Raw genomic sequence first — 26,493 nt, forward strand, 5'->3', positions numbered from 1 at the left:
GTTTGCGTGGCCTGCCTCGGTCTCAACATGCGTGAAGTTCAGATGACAGAAGACTTGATCCTTGCCAATGCCACGCTTGTATTGCCGCATGAAACCGTAACCGGCAGTGTCCGGATTGTGGGTGGGACCATCGCTGAAGTCGACACCGGAAACGGGGTTCCCGCGGGTGCGATAGACTGCGAGGGCGACTATGTCAGCCCCGGCCTTGTCGAGTTGCACACGGACAACCTTGAACGTCACATTCAACCGCGTCCACAGGTGAACTGGCCCCATGCCGCCGCCATTCTTGCGCATGATGCGGAATTGGCCAGCACCGGTATCACGACAGTGTTCGATGCCATGCGGGTTGGATCGATCCCGTCGGGCGCGCGGCGGTACGGGAAGTACGCCCGTGGCCTGTCGCAGGAGTTGTGGGACCTGCGCGAACAGGACGCGCTCAAGATCAGCCACTTTCTGCACTTGCGGGCCGAGGTGTGTTCGGAAACTCTGGTTGAAGAGCTGAACGAATTTGGACCGGAAGACAGGGTTGGGCTTGTGTCCATAATGGATCACACACCCGGACAGCGTCAGTTTCGCGATATGGGCAAGCTGGAAACCTATCTGAAAGCCAAATATGCCATGGACGATGACATGTACTTTCAGCACGTGGCGCAACTGAAAGGGCTTCGAGATCGCAATGGCGATCTGCACGAGGCCGAAGCTGTCAAGGCGGCCTGCCGTTTCGGAGCAGTATTGGCCAGCCATGACGACACGACGGAAGATCAGGTGAAAGTGTCCGCAGGTCACGGCATCCGTCTGGCCGAGTTCCCCACGACCGTCGAGGCGGCACGCGCCTGCCACGAAAACGACATTCAGATCATGATGGGTGCGCCGAACATAATCCGTGGGGGATCGCATTCTGGCAATGTTGCGGCCTGTGAGCTGGCCCAGCTTGGGTATCTGGACATCCTGTCTTCGGATTATGTGCCGTCGGCCTTGTTGCTGTCGGCGGTTAGGCTGGGCGAAATCTGGGGCGACATGGCACGCGGGATGAAGACGGTAACGCTGGCTCCGGCTCGGGCGGCAGGGTTGGAGGAACGGGGTGAACTGCGCGCCGGCGCCCGCGCTGATGTCATCCGCTTCCGGATGCGCGCGGGTGTACCCGTCCCGAGTTCGGTCTGGGTGCGCGGTCGACGCGTGGCGTAATCAGGCCGTGTAGAACAGGTAACGGTCCGGGGCGATTGTCCTGGGCCCCTGGATCTGGGCAAAGCCGATCAGGGGCTGACCTGAAATCAACAACCCTCCGGGCTGCATGACTTTCGCGATCAGCGGGCTGAGCCGCTCTGCTTCGGCAACGTCCTCGTGCTTGATGCCGCGTCCGAAATCGTAATGCGCCAGCGCGATCCGATGCCCGCCGGCTACCAGTCTGTGCAGCATTGGTTCGGCTTCACCCATCAGGAAATCCTCGGCCGGGGGGGTGCTGTCCGGATGGCATTGCAGGACCCGGTCCATCACCCAGATCCGGCGTTCTGGCAGGATTTCACGCAGGTGATCATAGGTGCGGCCATTGCCCAACCCCATGTCCAGCACATCGCCCGGCTGACCGCTGATCCGCTCGGCTGCCCAGTTCAGTCCGTCACGTTGTGCCGTCAGTCGGCGCAGCATGGAATCCAATCGGCTCATGGTGATGTCCTCATTCGTTCTTTGGCGCGATCCAGGCTGTGGCAGGCCCGCTCAGCAATTTGTTCAGCAGGGCCTCGGTAAAGGCCCAGATGCCCTGGTCATGGACCAGATGATGGGTCAATATGCCAAAGGGCTCGGTGTTGTCTGAACGGCCTTCGCGTCGGTCTCGCAGAAGACCAACAGTCTGTGCGATCAGGGCATCGGGTGAGATCAAGCCACGCGACCCGCGCCAGTCGATCGGGTCAAGGTGGGTGTTGATCTGCTCAAGCCCCGGTGCGGCCAGACGCGATTTGCGGGGCGTTGCGGTGGACAGGATGCGGTATCCCAGCTTTGGCAACTGTTTGGCCATCTCGGGCGCAATGCGATTCCAGGGGGGCACGAACATCTGTCGCACATTGTCACCAAACAGGGACCGAAGACGCGCCATCCCGGCCTGCGCATCCGTCACCATCACGTCCAGCGGACGGTCGAGCCGAAACTCGGCCTTCTTCTCACCACGGGGCGCATGGTTTGTATGCGCCCACCCGTGCACGACCGGAACAAGTGACGTGCGCCCGGCAACGTATTCCGCCAGCGCAGGCGTCGCGTCGCGTGGGATGACGGCCAGATGCACGGGCAGGCCCAGTTTGTCGGCCAGCCCGGAAAGGCGGTCCAATTGCGGTGTTGGCGCAATGGCATCATCATCGCGCCACCACAGAGGCAAGGGCAAGCTTTCGGCACGCCAATGGTTCAACTCGATATCAAGTGGGCGCCAGTCGGGGTTCATGTACGCTGCTCCAGCAGGCGCTTGGCGATGTGAACGGATTGGATGGCCCCGTCAAAACCGAAATCCTGTTGTACACGGGGGCCGTCGGCCAGGACACGCTCCACCGCCTGCGCCAATGCCGCCCCGCTCAACGCTCTGCTTTCCAGAACTTCGATTGCGGGCAGATCGGACAGGCTCTGCCCGCGCAGCCCCTGTTCCACCTCTTTGCCGTCGTCGAAAGGCACAAACACGGCGGCGGTACCACTTTGAAGGATATCCATGGCAGTGTTGTAGCCGCACATGCTTACCGATGCCGCTGCAAGGGGCAGCATCTGGCGGAAATCCGGCCGCACAGGTTCCAGAACAACCGAAGCTCCTTCGGCCATCCGGGACAATTCCGCGATCCGCGCCTTCGCATCCGTTCCACCGACCAGCAGGCGCCAGCGCCTGTTGGGCATCTTTCGGGCGGCCTCGATGGCCGCGCGAAAGATCGGTTGCCCAACGGATCCGCCGCCAGCGCTGACCAGGATTTCATTCTGACCCGCCGCGTCGGGGTGCGGTCGGGGCAATGCAGGCGCCACAAAGCCAGTGTAGTGAAGTCGCTTGGCCAGTCGCTCCGACACCGGCCAGCTGACCGACAGGGGCGTAACGCTTTCGGTGGAATGAACCAGAATGCCGTCATAATACCGGGACACGATTTCATCCGCGCGCTCGACTTTGGCAGGTTTGGAGGGCGGAGCCAGAATGTCCCGGATCGATCCGAGAATGACGGGACGCTCAGGCAACGCGATCGCCGCATTCAGGGCCGCATCGAACTCGGCCGACAGTGATCGTCGGCCAAAGGGGTAAAGCTCGGTGATCAGGATCTGAGGCTGGAAGCTGTTCACCGCCTGCACCAGGGCGGCCTCACGCGCGGCGTGATAGGCCGCGTCAGCCTCGTCGCCGCTTTCGGTCAGCAAACGGGTGAAGTTGGTTCCGTCTGACCTGAGCGGCGGCAAGCCGAACAGGGTCATGCCCGTGTTGTCCAATTGCGGCGCGGGCATGCCACCGGTCACGACCATGACGTCGTGACCATCATCCCGAAAGGCCCGCCCCAATGTCAGCGCCCGGCTGAGATGCCCAGTGCCCAACAGGTGCGTGACGATGATCATCACCTTCATTGCGGGGCCTCGCGTTTGATCAGGCGAACGGGGTCGGCGGCGGCGGTCATTGTTTTCATGTCGACGATATACAGCCGATTGCGTTTGATCTTAAAGGGGGCAGGCCCTTCAAAATTCCAACCCCAGGCCTGAGCCAGAATGACCCGCATGATACCGATATGGCAGACCGCAACCGTATCTTGCCGCAACTCGGACAGCCACGGGTCAAGCCTGTCCCGAACCTCGGCCGGGCTTTCCCCGTTTGGTGGGCGGAAACCCCAGCTCCAACTCTCGATGTTACGATATCCGCTGGATGTGTCCGCGATCAGGTCAACCCCGCGCTGACCTTCCCAATCGCCCCAGTTCATCTCGGTCAACGCGTCCGAGGTGTTCGGGTCGCGACCTGTCACAATCCGCGCCGTCTCACTGGCGCGGTGCAGGGGGCTGGACCAGATGTCAGCCCTGGCCCAGTCCTGCGGCAATCCAAAGCCCGCCAATTCGGCTCGGGCGTCATCGTCCAGCGGTATGTCGCTGCGCCCCTGGATCCGTCCCGCGCGGTTCCAATGGGTGTGCCCGTGGCGGAGCAGTGCAAGCCGGGTCATGATGCGTCCTTCAGCAGGGGTCGGAGGGTTGCCCACAAGCGCTCGGTCGCCTGTGGCATCAGGTGGCGCTCTGCCACGTAGTTGCGTGCCGCAGCGCCGAGAGAGTGGCGCAGCATGGAATCCGAAAGAAGCGCTTGCATGCCTTCCGCAAATCCCCTGGCACCGCTTTCGACAGACGGATAGGCCGCAGGGGACAGAACATCGCGTACACCGGGCCGATCCTGCGCGACGACAGGCAATCCCGCGGCCTGCGCCTCAAGGTAAATCATCCCGTAAGCCTCCTTCACTCCGGGCCATGCAAGCAGAGATGACTGTTGATAGGCGCGTTGCAGTTCTTCTCGGTCAAGCTGACCCAGAAAACGCACCCGCTGTCCGAATGGTGCCATCAGGGCCTCAACCTGCCTGCGCGCCGGGCCGTCTCCTGCGATGTTGAGGTGCCAGTCCCCGATCAAATGCGCCAGGGCTTCGGACAATATCTGATAGGACGCCAGCTTGTCCCCATGCCGCATCATGCCGACGGTCAGCATGGGTTTGCCCCCGATGGCGGCGGGGGGCAATTCGGCCATTGGCAGGAACGGAGGCAATTCGACCAAAGCCTGATCGCCAAAACGATCCCGCTCCAAAGTGATCAGGTCGTTGGCCGTGTGATAAAAGATCACATCCGCTGCATCGCAGGCCTGATGCGCAGCCCTGGCAAACTCAGCCCACGGCCCGCTTAACCGGCTTGATGCGCGGGTGCTTTCCAGCTGCACATAGGGAATGCCACGCGCCTTGCAAACCCGAGGGCCCAGCAGGTCAGGTGCCTTGTAATAGTTGTGGTAGGTCACCCACAGACCTGTATCTGATGGCATGTCAGCGACAAGTCGTTTCGCTTCTTCTTCTGCTGCGCGCCTCAGGGTATGTTGCAGGTCTTCGTCGCCGCTTTTGTCATAGATGCGCAAGTCGGACGCCAGATCGACCGTATCACCCTCGGCGGTCAGCGCCTGCATCAGATTCCGGGCCATTTCACGGTCGCCCGAAGGTTTCGGGCTGTCAGGAGATTTCATCGGGGCATAAAACGCGACCCGCGCCATTACGCGTTTTCCATGCACATGGAATTGAGGCGTTCAGACAGCCGTGCGATGCCGGGGGCCATCCGGAACTCGGCGATCAGGCGATCATAGGCCGCATGCGCCATCTTTGACGCTTGCTGCGGATTGGCTGACAAACGTTCCATGGCCTCTGCAAGTGCAGAGGGGTCGTCATCGGACAAAACCCCATGTGTTCCGGTTTCAATAAATTCGGGGATCGCCGAGACCGGAGTCGACAGGATTGGCAACAGCTGAGACGCGGCCTCCATCAGCACATTCGGCAACCCGTCGCGGTCTCCGTCCTTCGCGATGCGGCTGGGCAGAACGAACAGGTCGGCATCACGCATCGCTTCGATGACTTCGGGCTGGTCGCAGGCCCCTTTCCAGGTGATCCGGTTCGCGATGCCGGCTGCGTTCGCCTGTGCCCGCAAAGCGTCACCCAACACGCCACCGCCGATATGGGTCCAGTGCCAGTTCAGGTCATCGGGCAGCAATGCAAAGGCCGCGATCAGACGATCGAAGCCTTTTTTCTCGACCAGCCGCCCGACGGAAATCATGTGAAAAGGACTGCCCGCAGCCCGCAGGTTTCGCGTTGGGGGCTTGGGAAAGCGAGACAGGTCCAAACCGTGATAGATCAGGTCCACGCGCTTGGGGTCATCGGCCAGGCTGCGCAGATGCTCGGCTCCGATGGCCGTGCAGGTGGCGCCGAACGTGGCCCCGCAGGATGCGGCTTGCAGCTTTTCACGTTTTTCCCAATCCGGCGACGTCCAGATATCCTTGGCATGAGCCGAAAAACTCCACGGCAATCCGCGCATGATGGCGGCGTAACGGGCAACGGAAGACGGCGTGTGCATGAAATGAGCGTACAACCCTTGCGTCCGGGCAGGCAATTCAGCGGCCAGAACACAGGCTTGCCCAAACCGGCGGATGCGATTGGGTGTCGGGTCGCGCTTCAAGTCCTGACGCCAGATCCGATAGGCCCTGTCGTAACCGGGAAGCGTTTGGGCCAAAGCCCGTGCCGCCCAGACCCGTTTGGGTTCGTCATGAAGATACTCGGGAAGGTATCGGACCTGCCCTGTGAAACGGTCATGCAAAGGATGGCGTTTCGTGTCGGTCGGGTGCCGCAAAGACCAGATGTCAAAATGATGCCCGGCATCCAGCAAGGCGACAAGTTCCTGCGCAATGAAAGTTTCAGACAGTCGTGGCCAGCCTTTGACCACAACCGCCAATCTAGGAAAATCTGAGGTCATCCGGTGGCTCGTTCCTGTTCCCAGGTCAGCAGGCTCTCGATGCGGTCGGTGACATAGTCCAGCCCGTCCAGCAATCCGCTCTGGATGGCTTGGGACGGCAGGGACTGGTGCGGCAGTTCCCGAATGGCGCGGATCATCGCCTCGGGCGTCAGGCCATCCCGGTTTTCATCCAGCATTCGGACAAGGCCCAGCCCTTCTGCACGCGAGGCCCGTATCCACTGTTCCAGACGGGGCGTGGTGCGCGGGACGATGACGGCGCGTTTGTCAAAGGACAGAACCTCGCAGAACGTGTTGTAGCCGCCCATGCAGACGACGCCTTCGGCGCCTGCAAACAGTGTTTCGATCTGGGATTCGAAACCAACGGCGGTGACGCGACCGTTCAATGCGGCAACGCGGGTTTCGAAATCTTCGCGCAACTCGCCAGACAGGAAGGGGCCGTAGACCAAAACCGCGCGCGGCGACAGATCCGGATCTTTTTCATATGCAGACAAGACAAGATTGACCATCGCCTTGCCGTCGCCGCCACCGCCGGGCGTGATCAGGATATAGGGTTGTTGCGGAGGCTCGCCGACCGGACCAAGATCGCGGCGCAGATATCCTGTCCAGTGGATGCGGGACTGCGCCGCAGCGCTCAGCGGCAACCCCTGTGTGGGGTCATGAATCGACTGCAAGCCGTAAACCCAGATTTCGTGATAAAACCGTTCGGTGGCTTCAACGGCTTCCTTGCGCGCCCACTCGGCGGCCAGGACTTCGGGTTCATCTAGAACATCGCGCAGCCCAAGCACCATTTTGGTTCCGCAGTTCTTTTGCAGGTATTTCAGTGTCGGCAGCAGCTCACCCCGGAACCCCGTCGGTTCCTTGTCGACGATCAGAACATCGGGGTCGAACTGCTGAACAGCGGTTTGAATCAGACCCGACCGCAATTCGGTCACTTCTTCGATGCCCATTCCGATCGTGCGTGCAGCATAAGACCCGTCTGCGCGTTTGGTGACACCGGGCAGGCGCACGTGATCAACGCGACGGGGAAAGGTAAACCGTCCGGCCACGGGTGATCCCGTCAGGATCAGCGCCGACGCGCTTTGGTCCGCCTGCGTGATCGCGGCCGCCAAGGCCCGAGACCGGCGAAGATGGCCCAGTCCGAACGTGTCGTGACTGTAAAACAGGATACGCGGCGCGCGGCCCGGTTTGGAATTGGTTTTGCCTAGGCTCATCGTGTTGCCTGTCTTCTTGATCCCGGTTCGAAATCCGCGCGTTTGCAAGCGTTACTGTATATATCCCCGTCACGCTTGCCAAAGGAGGAAATGCTCTTCCGCAAATGTTCCAAGCATTGCGATTTGGCAACAGCATATTGACGGTTTCGCGTCATGTCGCACCAAGGCTTGAGAGGGATCGCAAAAGAACCGGTGAACTGGCAAAGGGGCAGGGCCTTCAAACTCCGTTCATATTCAATTTTGGCCAGATTGAAAACATCCGGAATCAGGCGGTGCGCCAAGAACACGCCGGAACACGATATTGAGCAGGGCGCGCCCGAGTGTTTGAACTGCCTGAAACGCTTCTGTAATCTGACCGCTATCGGAAAAACTGGATACAAAACCCTATGAAACACACCTTTCCGGCCGCAGTATTTCTGGCTTTTTGGGCTTTTGTTCTGGCACTTCCGGTCAGCGTCTCAGCGCAGTCGTCCTTGATTCCGGGGTATAGCTCGGGCAGTTCGTCTGAAGCCACGCAAGAAAGTGATTTGGCGGCGGCAATTCGCGCGGCCAGTGAAGCCGGGGCAAGTGTGATCGTCATCGACAGCGCCGGGCAGGTTGTGACAACAGCCGGCAGCACGGATGCGGGCACGGGTGATGCGGCGGGCGATTCGAACAATCCCATGGGTGAGGGATCGCAGCTGATGAAGGCGCAGGAGCGGTTCTCGAAATTCCGTGAGTCCATGCAGTCCCGGCTCGAGGCGTTGCCGTATTCGGTGTTCGAAGTGAAGTATGTCCTGCGTCAGACCAGTCCGGACGGTCGCATTCAGACCTATGTGGAAGTTCTGGGCTGGAACATCCTGTTCCTGCTGTTGGGGCGCTGGCTGTCTATCGAGATTTACGGAAAACGCATCGCGCGCCGCTGGGTTGTTGCGCGGATCAAGGATGAACCGCAGGGCTACCGTGAAAAGATGCCTTTCCTTCTGTTCCGGTTCCTGATGGGTATCGGAGCGACCATATTTGCCATGCTCATGGCCCTGATCGTCGGATATCTGTTTTTTGGCGAAGCAGACGATATCTCGATCCAGTTCACGGTCACGGCGATCTTCACGGCGTTCTTCCTGTCGCGCACGGTGTCCGATCTGTGGCGGATGGTTTTGTCACCCTACCTGAGTCAATACCGGCTGCCACCGTTCTCGGACCGGGATGCCAAGCGACTGTATCTGTGGGCTTCGGCACTCGCGACCTATGACATCACGGTTGTTCTGTTTTCGACCTGGGTTGCGGATTTCGGGCTGAACTACAACGTCTACGCCATGGTCTATGGCTGCCTGACAATGGTGGGCGCTTTGGGCAATATTCTGATGATCCTGTTCAATGCCCGGGCCATTTCAAATGCAATCCGTGGCGGACGAGCGCCGGATCAGGTGTCCTGGTTGTTGCGGTTCGTATCCTTCGGCTGGGCGCCTGCACTGATCGTCTATGTCGTGTTCAGCTGGTTCCGTCTGGCGGTTGATCTTGCACTGGAGAACCCCACGCCGCTGCCGCTGATCGCAAGCAGCTATATGATCTTCATGTCCGTCGTCGTTGCCTATGGTGCAATGAACTACGTGCTGGAGCGGTATTTTGACCGTTCACGCAGGATCAACGAGATAAACGAAGAAACCGCCGCTGCCGAAGCAGATGCAGAGCCCGTGGAAACGCCCGAGGCAGAACAGCGCAAACAGTATCTTCTGACCTATGAAGATCTGGCCCGCCGGGTGGCTGGAATTCTGGCCTTTGTGATCGGTGCCTATGCCCTTGTGGTGATTTGGTATCCCGATGCGGACTGGAGCGAGGACCTGCCGATTGCACGCATGCTGGACGTGATGGTCATCATCTTCATCGGCTATATTCTGTTTCATTTCTTTCGGATCTGGATCGACAGCAAAATAGCGGAAGAAGTCGATGATGGCTCCGAGGCCGAACTGGGCGATGAGGGCGGAGAAGGCGGCCAAAGCCGTCTGGCGACACTGCTGCCATTGTTCCGCGGCGCTATTCTGGCCGTTGTGGTCGTGACGATCATGCTGATCGTTCTCATGGAACTTGGTATCAATGTCAGCCCGTTGTTTGCAGGTGCCGGTGTGGTTGGTCTGGCCGTTGGCTTCGGGTCTCAAACACTGGTGCGAGACATCTTTTCAGGGGCGTTTTTCCTGATGGATGATGCCTTTCGGAAGGGTGAGTACATTGATATCGGAGACGTCAAGGGAACGGTCGAGAAAATCTCGGTCCGGTCCTTCCAACTGCGTCACCATCTTGGCGCGCTGAACACGATTCCTTTTGGCGAAATCAAGGTTCTGACGAACTATTCCCGTGACTGGGTGATCATGAAACTGCCGCTGCGCGTGACCTATGACACCGACGTGGAAAAGGTGCGAAAGCTGATCAAGAAGCTGGGGCAGGAATTGCTGAGCGATCCTGTGATCGGCGAAAACTTCATACAGCCGCTGAAGTCCCAGGGTGTTATCGAAATGCAGGATTCAGCGATGATCATCCGGGTCAAGTTCATGACCAAACCGGGCGATCAGTGGCTGGTACGCAAGAGGGTCTATCAGGAGATTCGCGAGCTGTTCGCGCGGGAAGGCATCAAATTCGCGCATCGCGAAGTCACCGTGAGGTTGGCGGATGGCAAAGAGGCCGATGACCTGACGCCCAAACAACGTGAGGCCGTGACAGGTGCGGTGCAGGCGGCGATTGATGAGGATTATCTGGACGATATCGGGCCAGGCGGCGATGATCGTTAGGGGCGCTCCCGTCGCTTTGGACTGCGTCTCTGACGAGACGCCACCCAAAGCCTTGGGCCCGGCCGCGCGTCCCGCGCGGCGGATGGTCAGTTGGCGGTGAAGGGCCAGACAGGGTCCGAAGCGCCCAGTTTCGACGCAGGCAAATCCCAACGCATCGTCGCTTCGCCGACCCTCAGCGCAGGGTTGAGGCGATGGCCCGGCCCCCAGCCGGAAGTCTCTGTCGCCGTGCCGTAATCTGTTGTTGCCGGGCTGATGGGCGCGGTTTCTGCTTCGTCCTTGCCGAGCACGGCCAGAAGTTCGGCGGTACGCGCCAGAGAGAGATGTGCGTGCATGATGGAATTGCCCGATGCGGCCTCGGCCAGCGCGGACAGGACGGCAGCAGCCATCAGGTAGCCCGTTGCGTGGTCCAGAGCCTGAACCGGCAACGGGGTCGGCTTGTCCGCGTTCGCCCAACCCATCCCGGCATGGGCGATACCCGCGCTCATCTGGACAAGGCTGTCAAACCCGCGCCGGGTCGACCATGGACCTTGCCAACCATAGGCATCCAGCGTGACTTCGATCCGGTTCGGAGCCAGCTCGTCACGTTTGGCCCGTGTCAATCCCAGTGCATCCAGCGCGCCGGGCCGATACCCGTGTACGAACACATCGGCCTGAGACAACAGCCCGTGCAGACGTTCAAGGCCGGTTTCGGATTTCAGGTCAAGATAGGCGCAGTGTTTCCCCAGCGAGATGTCAGGGATCACCCCCGGTTCATCCCAGCCAGGTGGGTCGATGCGCAGAACTTCGGCCCCAAAACCGGCCAACGTACGCGTTGAAACCGGACCGGCCAGAACACGTGTCAGATCAAGCACCCGCAACCCTGCCAGAGGCCGATCAGGGGTTGCCTGAGGTCTGTCGCGCAAATTGACATAGCGCGGTCCCTGCCATCCGATCAATGGGTCGCGCGACACGGCGCGGCCTTGCGGATGATCAAGCCATTCCACTCGGCTGCGCATGGCAGCGGCCACCCCACCTTCGGCAACAACCGCCGTTTCCAGATCCGATATTGCCCAAGACCTGACGGCTTTTACCACGGCTTCACGCTCTGGCCGGGTACCAAGGACTTTCAACGCGGCAGAGCGATGGCGGGGCAGGTTTGTGTGCAGCCTGATCCAGCCATCCGCGGCTTTGTAATCGCCCGCGACCGGGTCCCACAAACTGGGCATGTCCCAACCATCCGGCTTGAAGGAATAGCCGAACCACAGAGATGCCAGCCGGTGATCGATTGTGACCTCAGGTGTCTTCGGAGACAGGTTGAGAGCCTGGATCAACCGGGCCATTTCCCGCCCCACGGCTGCGAAACTGGCGGTGGCCAGTTCGGAAACGGCGAAGGCGCTTGGCAGAACACCGGCACCGACCCTGTGATAGCTGTCAGCAGCGGGAAGCGTGGCCAGAAGACTCATTGCTGATAGGGGTCGAGACTGTCGCGCAGCCCGTCACCAAGGAAGTTGAACGCCAACACCACGACAATGATCGGCAGCATCGGGATTGCCGTCCAGGGATAGATCTCGATCGAAGCGAGGTTCTGCGCGTCATTCAGCATCACGCCCCAACTGACCGCAGGTGCGCGCAGGCCGAGGCCAAGAAAGCTGAGCGCCGTTTCCCCCAGAATCATGGCCGGGATCGACAATGTGGCCGATGCAATCAGGTGCGACATGAAGTTGGGCAGCAGGTGCTTGCGGATCACACGGCCCGAACTTGCGCCCATCATCTCGGCGGCTCTGACGTATTCCTCTTCCCGCAAAGACAGGAATTTCGCGCGAACCGAGCGCGCCAGGCCCGGCCAGTCAAGGATGCCCAGAATGATCGAAATGATGAAGAACACCGCGACCGGGCTCCAGTTCGAAGGCACGGCGGCAGAAAGGGCCAGCCACAGCGGCAGTTCCGGCAACGAACGCAGGATTTCGATGACACGGTTGATGGTCCAGTCGATACGCCCGCCGAAATAGCCGGCCATCGAACCGAACAGGATGCCAAGAAAGAAGGACACCGAGATACCGATCAGACCCACCGTCAGAGACAACTGCGCGCCATAGAGAATACGGCTGAAGATGTCTCGGCCCAGCCGGTCGGATCCCCACAGGAACAGCGTGGTTCCTTCCGGCGGGCAGAACAGGTGTGTGTCGGACGGTATGAAACCGGCCAGCTTGTATTCAGAGCCTTCGCAGAAGAACCGGATCGGGCGCGGGTCTTCCGTGTCGGGGACGAACTTCCATTGGAAGGTTTCAAGGTCCGCTTCGGCGACGATCGGGTAAACGTGGGGGCCGATGAACTCACCCTCGTGAAACCAGTTTACCGATTGTGGCGGCGCGTACAGGTGCTCTCCGTTTCGGTCATTTGGCCCGTAAGGCGCAACAAACCCCGCAAAGGGCAGCATAAGATAACAAAACAGCAGGAAGATACCCGAGATCAGGCCCAGCTTGTGGGTTTTGAACTTGCGCCAGACCAGAACCCAGTTGGGGGCATCCAGATCGGCGCGTTCCAGTTGCTGAATCGAGGCCTGCGGATCAAACGGCGCATCATCGACGTAGCGGTTGTCAGGACGGTTAGTCATGCTTCGCGCCCCTCATACCGAATGCGCGGATCCAGCATCACCAGCAGGATATCCGAAATCATCGTGCCGATCAGCGTCAGCAGGGCGACGAACATCAGGATGAACGCTGACAGGAACTGATCCTGCGTCTTCAAAGCAGTCAGCAATGTAGGGCCGATGGTTTGCAACCCCAGAACGACCGATACCAGAACCGAGCCGGACACCATCGATGGCAGCAGGTTGCCGATATCGGCGACAAAGGGGTTGAAGGCCACCCGCAGCGGATACTTGGTCAGCATCCGTGACGGGGCCATGCCCTTCGCGATGGCGGTTTCCACATAGGGCTTGCCCAACTCGTCCAGCATGTTCGCGCGCAGACGCTGCATCATCGCCGACGCGCCTGAAGTGCCGATGACGAAGGTCGGTACGATCAGGTGGATGAGGATGGATTTCAGTTTCTCCCAACTCATCGGCTGGCCTTCGAAACTTGGATCCATCAAGCCCCCGATCGGCAGGTTGAAATACTGGTGGCCGTAGTAGAACAGGATCAGCGCCAGCAAAAAGTTCGGCGTTGCCAGCCCCAGATACCCCACGAAGGCCGAGGTATAATCGATCCATGTCCGGGACCGCGCGGCGGCGATAACGCCCAATGGTAGTGCCACGGCATAGACAAACAGGATCGCAGCCAGATTGACCACAACCGTCAACCAAAGCGTGTCACCGACGATTTCGGAAACGGGGCGGTCGAATTCAAAAGACCAGCCATAATTGCCCTGGATCAACCCCGAAAACCCGTGCGGTCCGGGCCAGAAACCCATCCAGATCAGGTATTGTTCCCACATGGGGCGATCCAACGCATATTCAGCGCGCAGGAACTCTGCCTTTGCGACACCCGCCGACTGGCCCGAGGCCTGAAGTTCGGCGATCTGGTTGCTCAGATAGTCGCCGGGCGGAAGGTTGATGATTACGAAAACCAGAACCGAGACCACCAACAAAGTCAGCAGCATCGTGAAAAAGCGATACACCACGTAGCGCAGCATGATCATTTAGCTGCTCCTGCTCAGTCGGCGAAAAAGAATTCGTCCGGCCGGTGAATGCCGAAATGTGCACCGGGTTCCCAGGCCCACATAGCTTGTTCCGGAACATTGCGCAGACGGTTTGACACCACAATGGGCTGGGGAGCGCCGTTCAGGATGCCTATGGCATAGACCTGATCGGCGTGGATGTTCAACATTTCGCTCCAGACAGCTGCGCGTTCTTCATCGGTCGTGGCGATTTGCCATTCATGCGCCAATTCCATCAGGCGCTGCGCCTCTGGCATGTCGGGGGCCTCACCCGCTTCGCCACCGGTCTGGTAGTATTGCCCCCATTTTGGCCAGGCCAGGAACACCTGGTCAGTCGGGGCCAGATAAGCCGGGGAGGTGTGCGCCTGCGGAATCCCGTCATCCCAACCGTACCAGACGGACGCCATTGAGTTGCCCGCGAACACGCGGTTGCGCAGGATGTCCCTGTCCAGCGGGCGCATGACCAGTTTGACCCCAATATCGCGCCAGGTGTCGGTTACGATCTGAAGGGCGTTTTCGACCTCCTGCCGCTCGCCTGCGGTTTCGATCACCAGCTCCATCGGACGGCCGTCAGGCAACAGGCGAATGCCGTTTTTGTCGCGCTGATCCAGACCAGCCTCATCCAAAAGCGCATTGGCCTGATCGATATCGTATTGCGCCCAGGCCGCGGCGTTTTCTTCACTGTAGAAGGGCGAGGCGGGAAGAACCGAGTTCGCGGCAGGGTGTGCGAGTTTGAAATATAGGGCCTGATTGATGGTCTGCCGGTCGATGGCCAGCGACAAGGCGCGCCGCACGCGAACGTCCCTCAGTACATCGCGCCAGACGTCATCAGAGAAGTTCAGGTTCGGGTAGATCGCGATCTGCGAGGCCACGCCGGTTTTCCACAGCAGCGTTTTGTATCCGCCTTGTGCTTCGCCTTTCTTCAGGATCGACGCGTCTCGGAAGGCAAGGCCACGGCCTTGCAGATCGCTTTCACCGGCGTTGGTCTTGGCGGCAACAAGACCGGGGGCGACGATCTCCATCTCGACCACGTCAATATAGGGAAGCTGCACCCCCTTGCTGTCGATGCGGTGATAATAGGGGTTGCGCACAAAGTTGTGACGGATTTTCTTGCCCGAGCTGGCGTTCAGCCACGGCTGCAACGTGGGAAGTTCGTGGTTGTCGAATTTGTAAAGATTATCCAGCTTGTTGTGCAGCGCCGCCCAACTTTTGACCCGGGCATCTTCAACCTGAAAGGCAAGCTCTTCCGCGTCCGCGTATTTCTCGTGATACTGTTTCAGAAACGCGGCCGGCCGGTAAATAAACGGTGGTCGTGCTTGTGCCAGAGATTGCAGGAAGTCCGGGTTGGGGTCATCCCATTCGAAGATCACTGTGGTCTCGTCAGGAAACGTGACCTTGGGGGCTTTGCCTTCGACGATCAGAAAATCAGGTGGGCCAGACGGGCTGAGCAACTCGTTGTTGGCGACGTCCTCCCACCAATAGCGGAAGTCTTCCGAGGTAAAGGGTGAGCCGTCCGACCACTTGTGCCCTTCACGCAGTTTCAGGGTGAATTTGCGATTGCCCTCGTTTTCATACGAGGCCAGCAGGTCGGGTACCAGTTCGTAATCCTGGTTGAACCCGACCAGCCTTGCATAACCATAGACAACCATCTGCCGGATATCTTTGGATCGCGTGACCATGGTGCGCAGAGTACCGCCCGGTTTCCCGAATTCTCTTCCTTTTGCGGCCAGATCCACGATCAGAGGGTCCTTGGGCAAACGCTCCTGCACCGGCGGAAGATTGCCGCTTTCAACCTCGGCGCTCCAGAAGGCGCTTTCCTGAGGTGTCGGGATTGTCTCTGCCGCCGCGGACAGGGTCCCGGAAAACGCCAGCATTGCAGCCAGCAGCAGAGGGCGAATGGTATCAAACATGGCAACGTACCTTATGGCCCGGTTCCAATTCCACCAATGAGGGTATCACGGTGTCCGAGAAACGAAAGGCTTCATCCCAACTGTCCGGCGCGCCGGCACCCTGAGAAACCAATTGCAGGTCAATCGGGCGATTGATGTCGGGTTCGGGTTGAGCGGCAATCAGCGCCTTGGTGTATGGGTGGCGCGGATTGTAGAAAAGAGTTTCAGGCGGTGCCTGTTCGACGATCAGACCCCGCCGCATGACGGCAACTTCGTCAGCGATCCGTGCGACAACGGCCAGATCATGTGAGATGAACAGGTAGGACAGATTCAGGCTGTCCTGCAGGTTTTCCAGCAAGGTCAGGATTTGTTCCTGAACAGATACATCCAATGCCGAGGTGGGTTCGTCGCACACGATCAACTGCGGGTCCAGCATCATGGCGCGGGCCACGGAAAGGCGCTGTCGTTGCCCGCCGGAAAACGCGTGCGGATAGCGTTTGAGCATATCACCCGTCAGGCCGACGCGCTGCAACATCTCGGCGGCTTTGTCGCGCTGTTCGGCTGTTGTGCCGATGCGGTGGATTTCCAGTGGTTCGGTCATGGCGTCCTGGATGCGCATCCGGGGGCTGAGCGAACTATAGGGGTCCTGAAACACCATCTGCGCCTTGCGCTGAAACGCCGTGCGCTGGGCTCGGGTCATGTTGTGCACCGTGATCGGGTCGGCATCGGGGGCGGTACGAAACAGGACTTCACCACCGGGGTCGGGCAATTCAGCCCCCAACGCGATGCGGGCCGCCGTCGTCTTTCCCGATCCGCTTTCACCGACAATTGCCAAAGTCTTGCCGCGCGCCAGATTCAGGTCGACTCCACGGCAGGCATAGATTGCTTTGTCGGACTGCCAGCCTTTGCTGGATCGCATGGTGTAGGTCTTGGACACATCCTTCATCTGAAGGATCAGATCCGTGTCGGGCATCGGTATGCCCACCGCATCCTGATCCGGTATTTCCGGCGCGGCATCAAACAGCTGCTTGGTATACGGGTGTGCGGGCGCGGTCAGGATCGGGGCGGCGGGGCCGGCCTCCATGATACGTCCCTTGTGCATGACGACGACCTGCTCGGCCATGTTGGCGACGACACCCAGATCATGAGTCACCAGAATGAGCGCCATGCCAGTTTCGCGCTGCAATTCCTTGATCAGGCCAAGAACCTGCGCCTGGGTGGTCACGTCCAGAGCGGTGGTTGGCTCATCCGCGATCAGCAATTCGGGTTTGGACACCATGGCCATGGCGATCATGGCACGTTGGCGCATACCGCCGGACAACTCGAAAGGGTACGAGTCATAGGCCCGTTGTGGATCTGGGAAACCGACGCGTTCGAACTGCGTCAGGACCTTTTTGCGTGCCGCGGACTCGGACAGCCCGCGATGCAGCCACAAAACCTCGCTGACCTGATTGCCGATCTTGTGCAGCGGGGACAGCGATCTCATGGGCTCCTGAAAGATCATTGAAACCCGATTGCCGCGGATGTCGCGCAACGCACGTTCGGACACTGTGGTGAGCTCGCACATGCCCTTGGAATCGTTCAGGGTAATCGTTCCGCTTCGAATCTGCGCCGTGCGGGGCAGAATGCGCAAGGCGGCGCGGCAGGTGATTGTTTTCCCCGATCCCGATTCACCGACCAGGGCCAGCGTCTGTCCCGCTTCGACATCGAAGTTCACATTCGTGACCACGGAATTGCCCGTACCAAAGCCGATACTGAGGTCTCTTACGGACAACAACGCGCTCATGCGGGTTTTCCACCCGTTTGACCGTTCGATGACATCGGTTACTTCAACTCCCCGTGATTTTTTGTTCAGTGTCGCGCGGTTCCGCCCGTCTAGTCAAACCCGTTCTTGGGCCGAAATGTCGCGAAATCGTGAAACTATGGGCTTCGTCGCTACACAAAGTCTTGAGATTTTGTCATCAAGGGCGGCATCGGGCGCATTTATGCTCTCGATTGGTATCAAGGAGATATTTTCCGGTGTCCGAGAATCAAAGCCGTCTGGATCTGTTCATCGATCGCATGGTGTCACAGCGCGCTTGTCTGGATCACGCAATCCGGCTCACTGCGGGCATGACGGGTCCGGTGTTCGAATTGGGTTTGGGCAACGGGCGTACATATCACCATCTTGTGCAGCACATGGATGGCCGCCCGGTCTATGTGTTCGAACGCGCGGTGGCCTCGCACCCCGACTCGACCCCGCCCGAAGATCGCGTGATTCTGGGCGATGTGCGGGACACCCTGCCTGCATCGGTTGAACGGTTCGGCGCGTCAGCCAGCCTGATCCACGCGGATCTTGGTGGGCACAATCGCGAAAAGAATGACAAATTCGCGCGGTTTGTATCTCCGCTCATCGAGCCTTTGCTTGCTCCGGGCGGGCTGATGGTCTCGAGTGATCGGATGTATTTCGAGGGGCTGACCGAGATGCCGTTGCCCGAAGGCGCCGTTGAAGGGCGCTGTTTCATCTATCGCCGCTGACCGAAAAGGGGTAACGGCATGATTTTTTACGACTGCTCCACTGCTCCGAGCCCGCGCCGCGCGCGGATGTTCATTGCCGAAAAAGGGTTGGATATCGAAACCCGTGAGGTCTCGATTGCGAAAGGTGAACAATTGAGCGAAGCCTTTCGCGCCGTGAACCCACGGGCCACGATACCGGTTCTGGTAACGGATGACGGAACCGTTCTGACGGAAAACCTGGGCATTGCCGCTTTTCTTGAGGCGCAGTTTCCTGAACCGCCTTTGATGGGCCGAACCCCCGAGGAAAAGGGTCTGGTCCTGATGTGGAACGCGATTGTCGAACAGCAGGGCGGGGCGCCGATTGCCGAGGCTTTGCGCAACGGCCATCCCGCCTTCAAGGATCGCGCCATTCCGGGCCCCTCCAATCATGCGCAGATCCCCGAACTTGCGCAGCGCGGGCGCGAGCGTGTGGCATCCTTCTTTGAAATGCTGGAGTCACGTCTGACGGAAAGCCCGTTTGTGGCCGGTGATGTATTCTCCTTGGCGGATATCTCGGCCTTTGTTTTTGTCGATTTCGCCCGCGTCATCAAGATGCGTATCCCGGAAGACAACGCCGCCACCCTGGCGTGGTTTCAAGCCATCCAATCTCGACCAAGCGCAAGCCTGTAAAACTGCCAAGCCGAGCCGGGTTGCGTTGTGGTTTGTACTGTACAGAAATGTCTAGACAGATGTGAACAGTGCCACTAGCGTCTCCTCAGATTCTGTTCAGGGGAGGTCGGGATGAAATCCCAATATCGCGTCGTGGTCATCGGAGGAGGCGTTGTCGGGGCCTCGGTTCTGTATCACCTGGCCAAGTTCGGCTGGTCGGATGTGGTCATGTTGGAACGCCGGCGGCTGGCGTCTGGGTCGTCCTGGCACGCGGCGGGGGGCATTCATGCTTTGAATGCCGATCCGAACATGGCGTCTTTGCAGGCCTATACCATTGATCTGCTCAGCGAGATCGAAAAGGAATCGGGCCAGAATATCGGCCTGCACATGACCGGTGGTCTGACGCTGGCGGGAACCCCCGAGCGGTGGGAGTGGTTGCAAGCCAATTACCGCATCTTCCAGTCCATCGGCATCGACGATTGTGAATTGCTGTCCCCGGAAGAGGCGCAGAAGCGCTGCCCGATCATGTCCACCGACGGCATTCTGGGCGCGATGTGGGCCGACCGCGAAGGCTATATCGACACCACCGGCACCGTGCAGGCCTATGCCAGTGCCGCCAAGAAGCGCGGTGCCGAGTATTATGAGGAAACCAAGGTTGAGGAACTGATCCAGACGGCGGATGGCTGGCAGGTGGTGACCGACCGGGGCACGATCACCTGCGAACATGTGGTCAACGCTGCCGGCCTGTGGGCCAAGCAGGTGGGGCGCATGGCAGGGGTCGAACTGCCGGTTTCTCCGCTGAAACACCATTACCTGATCACCGACACGGTGCCCGAGGTCGCAGCGGCTGATTTCGAGATGCCGATGACCGTGGATCTTGAGGGCTTCACCTATATGCGGCAGGACCAGAAGGGCGTTCTGGTGGGCATCTACGAGGTCGATCACGAACACTGGGCCATGGACGGCGCGCCGTGGAATTATGGCGAAGAGCTATTCCAGGAGCAGCTGGACCGCATCGAAAACGAACTGACGCTGGGGTTCGAACGCTATCCGGCGATCCAGAACGTGGGCATCAAGACATGGGTGAACGGCGCGTTCACCTTCTCGCCCGACGGCAACCCTCTGGTCGGTCCGGTGCCGGGCAAGCGCGGCTATTGGACCGCCTGCGCGGTGATGGCCGGGTTTCTGCAAGGCGGCGGCGTCGGCAAGACGCTGGCCGAATGGATGATCCATGGCGAGCCCGAGGCCGACGCCTGGCCGATGGATGTGGCGCGCTATGGCGACTATGCCCAGAACAAGCGCTATATCCGCGAGACGACCGGGCAGTTCTATTCCCGCCGCTTCGTGATGACCTATCCGAACGAGCAACTGCCCGCCGGACGGCCGCTGAAAATGGCACCGGCGCATGATGCAATGACCGAGGCGGGTTGCAAATGGGGCGTTAGCTGGGACCTTGAAGTACCGCTTTATTTCGCGCCGAAAGGGTTCGAGGAAACGCCGACGCTCAAGCGTTCGAACGCGCATGACATCGTGGCCGAGGAATGCAAAGTGATCCGCGAAGGTGCGGGCTTGCTGGATATTTCGGGCTTTTCGCGGTTCGAGGTTTCCGGTCCGAATGCGGAAGCCTGGCTGGATAAAGTAATGGCCTCCAAGCTCCCCGCTCCGGGTCGTGCGAAACTGGCCCCGATGCTGGGTGAGGATGGGCGCCTGAAGGGCGATCTGACGGTGCTCAACTGGGGCGACGGGACCTGGTGGATCATGGGCAGCTATTACCTGCGGGCCTGGCATATGCGCTGGTTCGACGATCACATGATGGATGGGGTCAATATCCGTGATCTGGGCGAGGAATACTGTGGCTTTGCCGTGGTCGGGCCGAAGTCACAGGCGATTGTCGAAAAACTGGCGGAACAGGATATTTCGGGCTTGAAATTCATGGGCTGCGGCGATTTCGATATCGGCCTCGTGCGCGCCCGCGTCGCCCGCATGTCGGTGACCGGAGAAAAAGGGTACGAGATCAACTGCCGCTATGGCGACCACATCAAGCTGCGCCGCATCCTGCTGGAAGCGGGGGCCGGGGAAGGTATCCGCGAATGCGGCTTCAACGCGATGCTGTCAACACGGCTCGAGAAGAGCTTTGGCATTTGGTCGGCAGAGTTCACGCAGGCCTATACACCGGGCATGACCGGAATGGATCGCTGGATCGACTGGGACAAGGACTTTGTTGGAAAGGCGGGCGCGATTGCCGAACGTGACGGCAACGGCCCCGCGCAAGTTCAGGCGACACTGGAAATTGATGCACTGGATGCAGATGCCAGCGGATACGAACCGGTCTGGGCCAATGGCGAGCGTGTTGGCTTCGTAACCTCGGGCGGCTACGGGCATTATACCGGCAAGTCTTTGGCGATGGCCCTGATCGATCGGGACAAGGCGGAACCGGGCACGGAACTGTCCGTCCATGTGGTGGGCGTTGAACGTCCGGCGCGCGTGATTGCGCCGTCGCCTTATGATCCTCAGGGCAAAGCGATGCGAGGCTGATCATGACTGCTGCGGAGCGCGGACGCCGACGGCGGGGGCGGGGGGCTGAAGCCGCCCCGCAGCCCGGTCGCGATGTGAACTATCGCCAGCTCAGGAATCCTTTTCCATTGATGGAAGTGTTCCCGGCCGACCAAATCGCGGACATGCATGACACCGCGTTGCGGACTCTGGAAGAGTTGGGGGTAAAGACCCTGCTTCCCGAGGCGCGGAAACTGTTCAAACAGGGTGGCGCGCGGGTGGATGAAGACAGTGAGATGGTTTTTTTCGGGCGCGAGATGGTTGAAGCCGCAGTCGCGTCAGCGCCCAAATCCATCGGCTGTCGCGCCGGTGCCCGGCGTCGCGATTTCACGCTGGAATTGGGCTCTTTGGTATTCCAGCCCGGAGCCGGCGCCCCGAATGCCACCGATCTTGAACGCGGTCGGCGCCCGGCGACGGGTCAGGATTATCTGGAGTTCCTCAAGCTCACCCATCATTTCGACGTGTTCCAGATGATCTCGCCACAGGTCGAGCCGCAGGATGTGCCGACCCATCTGCGTCATTACTTCACGACTCGGGCGCAGATGGAACTGACAGACAAGTTTCCGTTCTTCTTTTCGCGTGGAACCCCGCAGGTGATGGACTGCTTTGAGATGCTGACCACGGCCCGCGGTCTTTCGGATGATGCGTTCCGGGGCCATGCCCACTGCTACACCATCATCAACACCAACAGCCCGCGCACGTTGGATATTCCCATGGCGCAAGGTCTGATCGACTTTGCCCGCCACGGTCAGATGTCGATCATCACACCCTTTACCCTGATGGGCGCGATGGCACCGATCACCGTGGCCGGGGCGATCACCTTGTCTCATGCCGAGGCCCTTGCCGCGCTGACTTTGACCCAACTTGCCAATCCTGGTGCTCCGGTCTGCTATGGCACGTTCACCAGTAATGTTGACATGAAGTCCGGCGCGCCCGCCTTTGGGACGCCGTCGCACTTTCAGGCATCGCTGGCTGCCGGTCAACTGGCGCGGCATCTTGGTTTGCCCTGGCGTTCGGCTGCCGGATCGGCGTCAAACATCAACGACGTGCAGGCCGCGAACGAGAACCAGTTTGGCCTTTGGGGATGCCTGATGGCCGGGGCAACGGTGATCATCCACTCCGCAGGCTGGTTGGAAGGAGGGTTGACGGTTTCCTTCGAAAAGCTGGTCTGCGATGCGGAAGTGCTGAACATGGTCGCCGAACTGTGCGCAGGTGCGCAGGCGGGGCCGTCCGAGATTGGGTTTGAATCTGCATTGAGTGAGGTTGAACCCAGTGGCCATTTCTTTGCATCAAGCCAGACGATGGAGCGCTACAACACTGAATTCTATCAACCGCATGTCCATGACTACGCCAATTTCGGCACATGGGCCGAGCGCGGGTCGGTGGACGCAAACCATCGGGCAACGGACGTTTGGAAGGGCATTCTGAATGACTTTCAGGCGCCCGCTGTCGACAATGATCGGATAGGTGATTTACATGACTTCATTGCCCGTCGTACCGCCGATGGCGGGGCACCGCCGGAGAGTTGAATGAGCCCGAAACCGATCCTTCATCGCGATGACCCCGAGGCCGAGCCCTTGATCGGCAACATCAAGGTCACGCGTGACGACTGGCTGAACGTGGCGATGGATGTGCTGATTTCGGACGGGGTGGATCAGATCAAGGTTCTGAACCTGGCCGAACGGATGGCAGTATCGCGGTCGTCGTTCTATTGGTACTTCAAATCCCGACAAGAGTTGCTGGATGCGCTGCTGGCCCGCTGGCAGGCCACCAACACAGCCGCTTTGATCGCGCAGGCCGAAGCTCCGGCCAAGACGATCACAGCGGCCGTCTGCAACGTTCATCGGTGCGTGGTGAACACCGATTTGTTCGATACTGCGCTGGATTTTGCCGTACGTGACTGGGCGCGAAAATCAGGCAAGGTGCGGCGTATGCTGGACCAGTCGGACGCCCGCAGGCTGGAAGCCCTGCACGCCATGTTCGCCCGCTACGGCTATTCCGAGATCGAAGCCGAAACCCGGGCACGCGTGCTGTATTACATGCAGATCGGTTATGATCTGGCGCAATTGAACGAACCTATCGAGATGCGGCTGTCGATGGTGCCGCATTACCTTTACGCCTTCACAGGTGTCGAGCCGAAGCCTGAAGAAGTTGAAGAATTCAGCGCGTATTCTCTGCGCTTTTGGAAAGGAAACCAGACATGAGCCAACCAGACGCAATCATCATCGGTACTGGCGTGATCGGCGCGGCCATTGCGTTCGAGATGTCCAAGGCAGGTTGGAAAACCCTGTCATTGGACCGGAATTCTCAGGTCGGGCACGGTTCTACCGCGGGGTCCTGCGCAATTATCCGGATGCATTATTCCACATTCGATGGAACCGCGTTTGCCTGGGAAGGCTACCACTACTGGCGCGACTGGGCCGAGTATCTTGGCTTGCCGCAAGACGCCAACCTTGCGCAGTTCCGCGAAACCGGCTGTCTGGTCATGAAGACCGAGGCGAACGGGATGCTGGAGAAGCACATGCGCAATTCGTCCGAGCTGGATTGCCCGTTCGAGGAATGGTCAGGTGAAAAAGTGCTGGACCGTTTGCCGGTCTATTCGCTGGACAGCTTTGCCCCGGCGCGGCGCATGGACGATCCGGAATTCGGCCAGCCCAACGGGCGCAAAATGACGGGCGGGGTATACTGGCCTCAGGCGGGCTATGTCACCGACCCGGCCCTGTCGGCGCAGAACCTGATGGATGCTGCGAAGCTGCACGGGGCCGAGGTGCGTACCGGCGCTGAAGTCACGGAGATCCTGACCGAGGGCGGGCGCGTTTCCGGCGTCAAGCTGGCTTCGGGCGAGGAAATCCACGCCAAGGTCGTTGTCAATGTTGCGGGACCTGGTTCGTCGATCATCAACAAGATGGCCGGCGTTCTGGACGATATGACCATCAAAACCCGGCCCTTGCGGCAGGAGGTCGTGCATGTTCCCGCCCCCGAAGGGTTCGATTTTGAACACGACGGAACCATCGTTTCGGACAGTGACATCGCCTGCTATTGCCGCCCGGAACACGGCAATCACATCCTTGTCGGATCGGAAGACCCGGAATGTGATCCGCATCAGTGGTGCGAGGACGATGTGAACTACAATCGGGAATTCACCGACCAATGGACCACACAGGCCATGCGGTACGCGCAGCGTGTGCCCAGCCTTGGCATTCCTTCAAAAACGCGGGGCGTGGTTGACCTGTATGATGCGTCTACCGACTGGATTCCGATCTATGACAAATCCAGCCTGCCGGGGTTCTACATGGCCTGTGGTTCCAGCGGAAACCAGTACAAGAATGCGCCGATTGCGGGCAAGATGATGGCGGCACTGATCGATTACTGTGAAAACGGCGCCGATCACGACGCGAACCCTTTGCAGTTCGAATTGCCATACATCAAGCGGGCAATCGACGTGGGTTTCTACTCACGCAAACGCCCGATCAATGAGGAAAGCAGTTTCTCGGTTCTGGGCTAGCCGCGTTTCGCAAAAGGTCTATGTCATGTGGGGCTGTCAACAAGCGTGGCCTCACTATGACCGACCCAAAGACCACCGTATTGATCCTTGGCAGCGCCCCATCGGCGCTGGCGGCGCGGGCATGGTCGCGCGCGCCTTTCACACATATCGTCGCCATCAACAACGCATGGCGCATCCGAGAAGACTGGGATTACCTGATCCATCCCGAAGACTTCCCGGCAGAGCGCCGCCCTGATAAAGTTCTTGGTACTCAACACATAGTCACTGCCGACGAATACGTCCCAAGACAGAATGACTATGGTGGGTTCGTCTATGCCGGCGGAACGATGGCTTTCACGGCAGGCTATTGGGCTTTGTCAGCCCTGAAGCCGGATGTTCTGGCTTTTTCCGGCTGCGACATGATGTATTCAGGATCGGGGCGAACACATTTTTACGGAAACGGCACAGCGGACCCTTTGCGAGAGGACGTGACACTGCGTTCGCTTGAAGCGAAATCCGCCCGTCTGGGGCTTTACGCAGCCGCACAGGGGTGCAGAACCGTGCGGTTGTCCAGCGCGCCAAGCCGGCTTGTATTTCCGTCCGTCAACATATCTGACCTGACGACCGTACCGCTTCCCGATGTAACTGCCATGCATAATGTGCGGCAAACTGAAGATGAACTTGGATACTATGTTGCTTCGGGCCGGTATTGGGAAGTTGAACACAGGTTCGATCCTGATGAGATTGATGTGTTGGATCGGATGTGGCTAAGGGCCTATCAGCTAGCCGTATCGGAAAACGCGGCCTGGCACGGTCAGGCGGCGGCGAAGGTAACCCAGGCCCAAACCATCGCAACATAAGTCAGGTTGTGCATCAACTGATCCAAACCGGCGGCGCGCCAAAACGCGGGTTGCGTTGGCTCAAGCCGCTTTTTGTCTGAATAGCTGGCCTTGACGAAATCGATATTGAAATGGATGAACCATTCCAGCGCCGCGACGATCAGAATAAAAAGCAGCGGCGCGCCGAACACCAAAAAAACGACGACAGAACCCACAACATGCACAGCGGCATGTTGCGCGCGTCCCAAATGAAAATACTCACCCCGGCCGGAAAGCATCTTCGGTGTCTGGAGGTAATAGTCAGCGAACATATGCTTGATCAGCAAAAGACAAAGCATAAGAAACACTGCGCCAATACTGGCAGTCAAAAGAACCCTCCCGATATCGTTCTCAAGCCAACATTAGGCAATAAAACGGGCGCGCGTAAATGAACTAGTTCACATACGGTCAAGAAATTTTCCAAAAGGGAAAAATTTGCTTATCCTGTCTGGATGGTATTTGATTCAT

22 protein-coding genes are annotated in these 26,493 nt (G+C 59.3%); 9 read left to right on the forward strand and 13 right to left on the reverse strand.

Features of this window, described 5'->3' with window-relative positions; all coding sequences use genetic code 11:
• Positions 1–42: 42 nt before the first annotated feature.
• A complete protein-coding gene (locus NOR97_RS02860; RefSeq protein ID WP_257600152.1) occupies positions 43–1,185 on the forward strand; it encodes an alpha-D-ribose 1-methylphosphonate 5-triphosphate diphosphatase in 1,143 nt (380 codons plus the stop codon).
• Here NOR97_RS02860 and NOR97_RS02865 read toward each other — a convergent pair whose 3' ends face one another.
• From NOR97_RS02865 to NOR97_RS02895, 7 genes are read right to left on the reverse strand one after another with little or no spacing between them, the layout of a single operon-like run.
• The gene (locus NOR97_RS02865; RefSeq protein WP_257600153.1) at positions 1,186–1,662 is read right to left on the reverse strand and encodes a class I SAM-dependent methyltransferase; all 477 of its coding nucleotides are present in this window, start codon (positions 1,660–1,662) and stop codon (positions 1,186–1,188) included.
• A 10-nt stretch (positions 1,663–1,672) separates the two neighbouring features.
• Positions 1,673–2,428: a polysaccharide deacetylase family protein gene (locus NOR97_RS02870; RefSeq protein WP_257600154.1), complete on the reverse strand. Its 756-nt coding sequence runs from the start codon at positions 2,426–2,428 to the stop codon at positions 1,673–1,675.
• Positions 2,425–3,567, reverse strand: coding sequence for a glycosyltransferase family protein (locus NOR97_RS02875; protein WP_257600155.1), 1,143 nt, complete (start codon positions 3,565–3,567; stop codon positions 2,425–2,427). The genes NOR97_RS02870 and NOR97_RS02875 overlap by 4 nt, the downstream gene beginning before the upstream one ends.
• On the reverse strand, positions 3,564–4,148 hold the full coding sequence (locus NOR97_RS02880; RefSeq protein WP_257600156.1) for a histidine phosphatase family protein: 585 nt from the start codon (positions 4,146–4,148) through the stop codon (positions 3,564–3,566). The genes NOR97_RS02875 and NOR97_RS02880 overlap by 4 nt, the downstream gene beginning before the upstream one ends.
• Positions 4,145–5,221, reverse strand: a complete 1,077-nt coding sequence (locus tag NOR97_RS02885; RefSeq protein WP_257600157.1) for a glycosyltransferase family 4 protein — start codon at positions 5,219–5,221, stop codon at positions 4,145–4,147. Before NOR97_RS02885 ends, NOR97_RS02880 begins: the two co-directional genes overlap by 4 nt.
• Positions 5,221–6,468, reverse strand: coding sequence for a glycosyltransferase family 4 protein (locus NOR97_RS02890; protein ID WP_257600158.1), 1,248 nt, complete (start codon positions 6,466–6,468; stop codon positions 5,221–5,223). Before NOR97_RS02890 ends, NOR97_RS02885 begins: the two co-directional genes overlap by 1 nt.
• Positions 6,465–7,679 carry a glycosyltransferase family protein gene (locus NOR97_RS02895; RefSeq protein WP_257600159.1) on the reverse strand — a complete coding sequence of 405 codons (1,215 nt, stop codon included), beginning with the start codon at positions 7,677–7,679 and terminating at the stop codon, positions 6,465–6,467. The genes NOR97_RS02890 and NOR97_RS02895 overlap by 4 nt, the downstream gene beginning before the upstream one ends.
• Before the next feature lie 386 nt (positions 7,680–8,065).
• On the opposite strand from NOR97_RS02895, the gene NOR97_RS02900 reads away from it, so the two are divergent.
• On the forward strand, positions 8,066–10,441 hold the full coding sequence (locus tag NOR97_RS02900; protein WP_257600160.1) for a mechanosensitive ion channel family protein: 2,376 nt from the start codon (positions 8,066–8,068) through the stop codon (positions 10,439–10,441).
• 86 nt (positions 10,442–10,527) lie between these two features.
• Here the strand turns inward: NOR97_RS02900 and NOR97_RS02905 are convergent, their stop codons facing one another.
• From NOR97_RS02905 to NOR97_RS02925, 5 genes are read right to left on the reverse strand one after another with little or no spacing between them, the layout of a single operon-like run.
• On the reverse strand, positions 10,528–11,883 hold the full coding sequence (locus NOR97_RS02905) for a CoA transferase (RefSeq protein ID WP_257600161.1): 1,356 nt from the start codon (positions 11,881–11,883) through the stop codon (positions 10,528–10,530).
• Positions 11,880–13,034, reverse strand: a complete 1,155-nt coding sequence (locus NOR97_RS02910; protein WP_257600162.1) for an ABC transporter permease — start codon at positions 13,032–13,034, stop codon at positions 11,880–11,882. The genes NOR97_RS02905 and NOR97_RS02910 overlap by 4 nt, the downstream gene beginning before the upstream one ends.
• Complete coding sequence (locus NOR97_RS02915; RefSeq protein ID WP_152457137.1) at positions 13,031–14,059, reverse strand: ABC transporter permease; 1,029 nt, start codon at positions 14,057–14,059, stop codon at positions 13,031–13,033. The genes NOR97_RS02910 and NOR97_RS02915 overlap by 4 nt, the downstream gene beginning before the upstream one ends.
• A 14-nt stretch (positions 14,060–14,073) precedes the next feature.
• A complete protein-coding gene (locus NOR97_RS02920) occupies positions 14,074–15,987 on the reverse strand; it encodes an ABC transporter substrate-binding protein (protein ID WP_170344887.1) in 1,914 nt (637 codons plus the stop codon).
• Positions 15,980–17,752, reverse strand: a complete 1,773-nt coding sequence (locus NOR97_RS02925) for an ABC transporter ATP-binding protein (protein ID WP_257600163.1) — start codon at positions 17,750–17,752, stop codon at positions 15,980–15,982. The genes NOR97_RS02920 and NOR97_RS02925 overlap by 8 nt, the downstream gene beginning before the upstream one ends.
• A gap of 275 nt (positions 17,753–18,027) precedes the next feature.
• Between NOR97_RS02925 and NOR97_RS02930 the strand changes: the two genes are divergently transcribed.
• The 7 genes from NOR97_RS02930 (at position 18,028) to NOR97_RS02960 (ending at position 26,007) form a co-directional block, all read left to right on the forward strand.
• A complete protein-coding gene (locus NOR97_RS02930) occupies positions 18,028–18,483 on the forward strand; it encodes a class I SAM-dependent methyltransferase (RefSeq protein WP_257600822.1) in 456 nt (151 codons plus the stop codon).
• A gap of 18 nt (positions 18,484–18,501) precedes the next feature.
• Positions 18,502–19,131: a glutathione S-transferase family protein gene (locus tag NOR97_RS02935; RefSeq protein WP_171205580.1), complete on the forward strand. Its 630-nt coding sequence runs from the start codon at positions 18,502–18,504 to the stop codon at positions 19,129–19,131.
• Positions 19,132–19,242: 111 nt separating this feature from the next.
• Positions 19,243–21,645: an FAD-dependent oxidoreductase gene (locus NOR97_RS02940; RefSeq protein WP_257600164.1), complete on the forward strand. Its 2,403-nt coding sequence runs from the start codon at positions 19,243–19,245 to the stop codon at positions 21,643–21,645.
• A gap of 2 nt (positions 21,646–21,647) precedes the next feature.
• The gene (locus tag NOR97_RS02945; RefSeq protein WP_257600165.1) at positions 21,648–23,192 is read left to right on the forward strand and encodes a trimethylamine methyltransferase family protein; all 1,545 of its coding nucleotides are present in this window, start codon (positions 21,648–21,650) and stop codon (positions 23,190–23,192) included.
• On the forward strand, positions 23,193–23,867 hold the full coding sequence (locus NOR97_RS02950) for a TetR/AcrR family transcriptional regulator (protein WP_170344892.1): 675 nt from the start codon (positions 23,193–23,195) through the stop codon (positions 23,865–23,867). It begins immediately after the preceding gene.
• Positions 23,864–25,168 (forward strand): FAD-binding oxidoreductase, encoded by a 1,305-nt coding sequence (locus NOR97_RS02955; RefSeq protein WP_170344893.1) that lies wholly within the window; start codon positions 23,864–23,866, stop codon positions 25,166–25,168. The genes NOR97_RS02950 and NOR97_RS02955 overlap by 4 nt, the downstream gene beginning before the upstream one ends.
• Before the next feature lie 56 nt (positions 25,169–25,224).
• Entirely contained in the window at positions 25,225–26,007 is a 783-nt protein-coding gene (locus NOR97_RS02960; protein WP_257600166.1) for a hypothetical protein, read from the forward strand.
• Here NOR97_RS02960 and NOR97_RS02965 read toward each other — a convergent pair.
• Positions 25,962–26,324: a DUF3307 domain-containing protein gene (locus tag NOR97_RS02965; RefSeq protein ID WP_374041614.1), complete on the reverse strand. Its 363-nt coding sequence runs from the start codon at positions 26,322–26,324 to the stop codon at positions 25,962–25,964. The genes NOR97_RS02960 and NOR97_RS02965 overlap by 46 nt on opposite strands.
• Between the last annotated feature and the right edge of the window lie 169 nt (positions 26,325–26,493).

This window comes from Ruegeria sp. YS9 (genome assembly GCF_024628725.1).
Lineage (GTDB): Bacteria > Pseudomonadota > Alphaproteobacteria > Rhodobacterales > Rhodobacteraceae > Ruegeria > Ruegeria atlantica_C.

Excerpts from the sequence above, each read along its gene's own strand:
- NOR97_RS02925 (WP_257600163.1), bottom strand. The coding sequence starts at position 17,752 with ATGAGCGCGTTGTTGTCCGTAAGAGACCTCAGTATCGGCTTTGGTACG.
- NOR97_RS02920 (WP_170344887.1), bottom strand. The coding sequence starts at position 15,987 with ATGTTTGATACCATTCGCCCTCTGCTGCTGGCTGCAATGCTGGCGTTT.
- NOR97_RS02910 (WP_257600162.1), bottom strand. The coding sequence starts at position 13,034 with ATGACTAACCGTCCTGACAACCGCTACGTCGATGATGCGCCGTTTGAT.
- NOR97_RS02890 (WP_257600158.1), bottom strand. The coding sequence starts at position 6,468 with ATGACCTCAGATTTTCCTAGATTGGCGGTTGTGGTCAAAGGCTGGCCA.
- NOR97_RS02875 (WP_257600155.1), bottom strand. The coding sequence starts at position 3,567 with ATGAAGGTGATGATCATCGTCACGCACCTGTTGGGCACTGGGCATCTC.
- NOR97_RS02865 (WP_257600153.1), bottom strand. The coding sequence starts at position 1,662 with ATGAGCCGATTGGATTCCATGCTGCGCCGACTGACGGCACAACGTGAC.
- NOR97_RS02905 (WP_257600161.1), bottom strand. The coding sequence starts at position 11,883 with ATGAGTCTTCTGGCCACGCTTCCCGCTGCTGACAGCTATCACAGGGTC.
- NOR97_RS02930 (WP_257600822.1), top strand. The coding sequence starts at position 18,028 with ATGGTGTCACAGCGCGCTTGTCTGGATCACGCAATCCGGCTCACTGCG.
- NOR97_RS02870 (WP_257600154.1), bottom strand. The coding sequence starts at position 2,428 with ATGAACCCCGACTGGCGCCCACTTGATATCGAGTTGAACCATTGGCGT.
- NOR97_RS02945 (WP_257600165.1), top strand. The coding sequence starts at position 21,648 with ATGACTGCTGCGGAGCGCGGACGCCGACGGCGGGGGCGGGGGGCTGAA.
- NOR97_RS02895 (WP_257600159.1), bottom strand. The coding sequence starts at position 7,679 with ATGAGCCTAGGCAAAACCAATTCCAAACCGGGCCGCGCGCCGCGTATC.
- NOR97_RS02940 (WP_257600164.1), top strand. The coding sequence starts at position 19,243 with ATGAAATCCCAATATCGCGTCGTGGTCATCGGAGGAGGCGTTGTCGGG.
- NOR97_RS02965 (WP_374041614.1), bottom strand. The coding sequence starts at position 26,324 with ATGCTTTGTCTTTTGCTGATCAAGCATATGTTCGCTGACTATTACCTC.
- NOR97_RS02935 (WP_171205580.1), top strand. The coding sequence starts at position 18,502 with ATGATTTTTTACGACTGCTCCACTGCTCCGAGCCCGCGCCGCGCGCGG.
- NOR97_RS02880 (WP_257600156.1), bottom strand. The coding sequence starts at position 4,148 with ATGACCCGGCTTGCACTGCTCCGCCACGGGCACACCCATTGGAACCGC.
- NOR97_RS02960 (WP_257600166.1), top strand. The coding sequence starts at position 25,225 with ATGACCGACCCAAAGACCACCGTATTGATCCTTGGCAGCGCCCCATCG.
- NOR97_RS02885 (WP_257600157.1), bottom strand. The coding sequence starts at position 5,221 with ATGGCGCGGGTCGCGTTTTATGCCCCGATGAAATCTCCTGACAGCCCG.
- NOR97_RS02955 (WP_170344893.1), top strand. The coding sequence starts at position 23,864 with ATGAGCCAACCAGACGCAATCATCATCGGTACTGGCGTGATCGGCGCG.
- NOR97_RS02915 (WP_152457137.1), bottom strand. The coding sequence starts at position 14,059 with ATGATCATGCTGCGCTACGTGGTGTATCGCTTTTTCACGATGCTGCTG.
- NOR97_RS02950 (WP_170344892.1), top strand. The coding sequence starts at position 23,193 with ATGAGCCCGAAACCGATCCTTCATCGCGATGACCCCGAGGCCGAGCCC.
- NOR97_RS02860 (WP_257600152.1), top strand. The coding sequence starts at position 43 with ATGACAGAAGACTTGATCCTTGCCAATGCCACGCTTGTATTGCCGCAT.
- NOR97_RS02900 (WP_257600160.1), top strand. The coding sequence starts at position 8,066 with ATGAAACACACCTTTCCGGCCGCAGTATTTCTGGCTTTTTGGGCTTTT.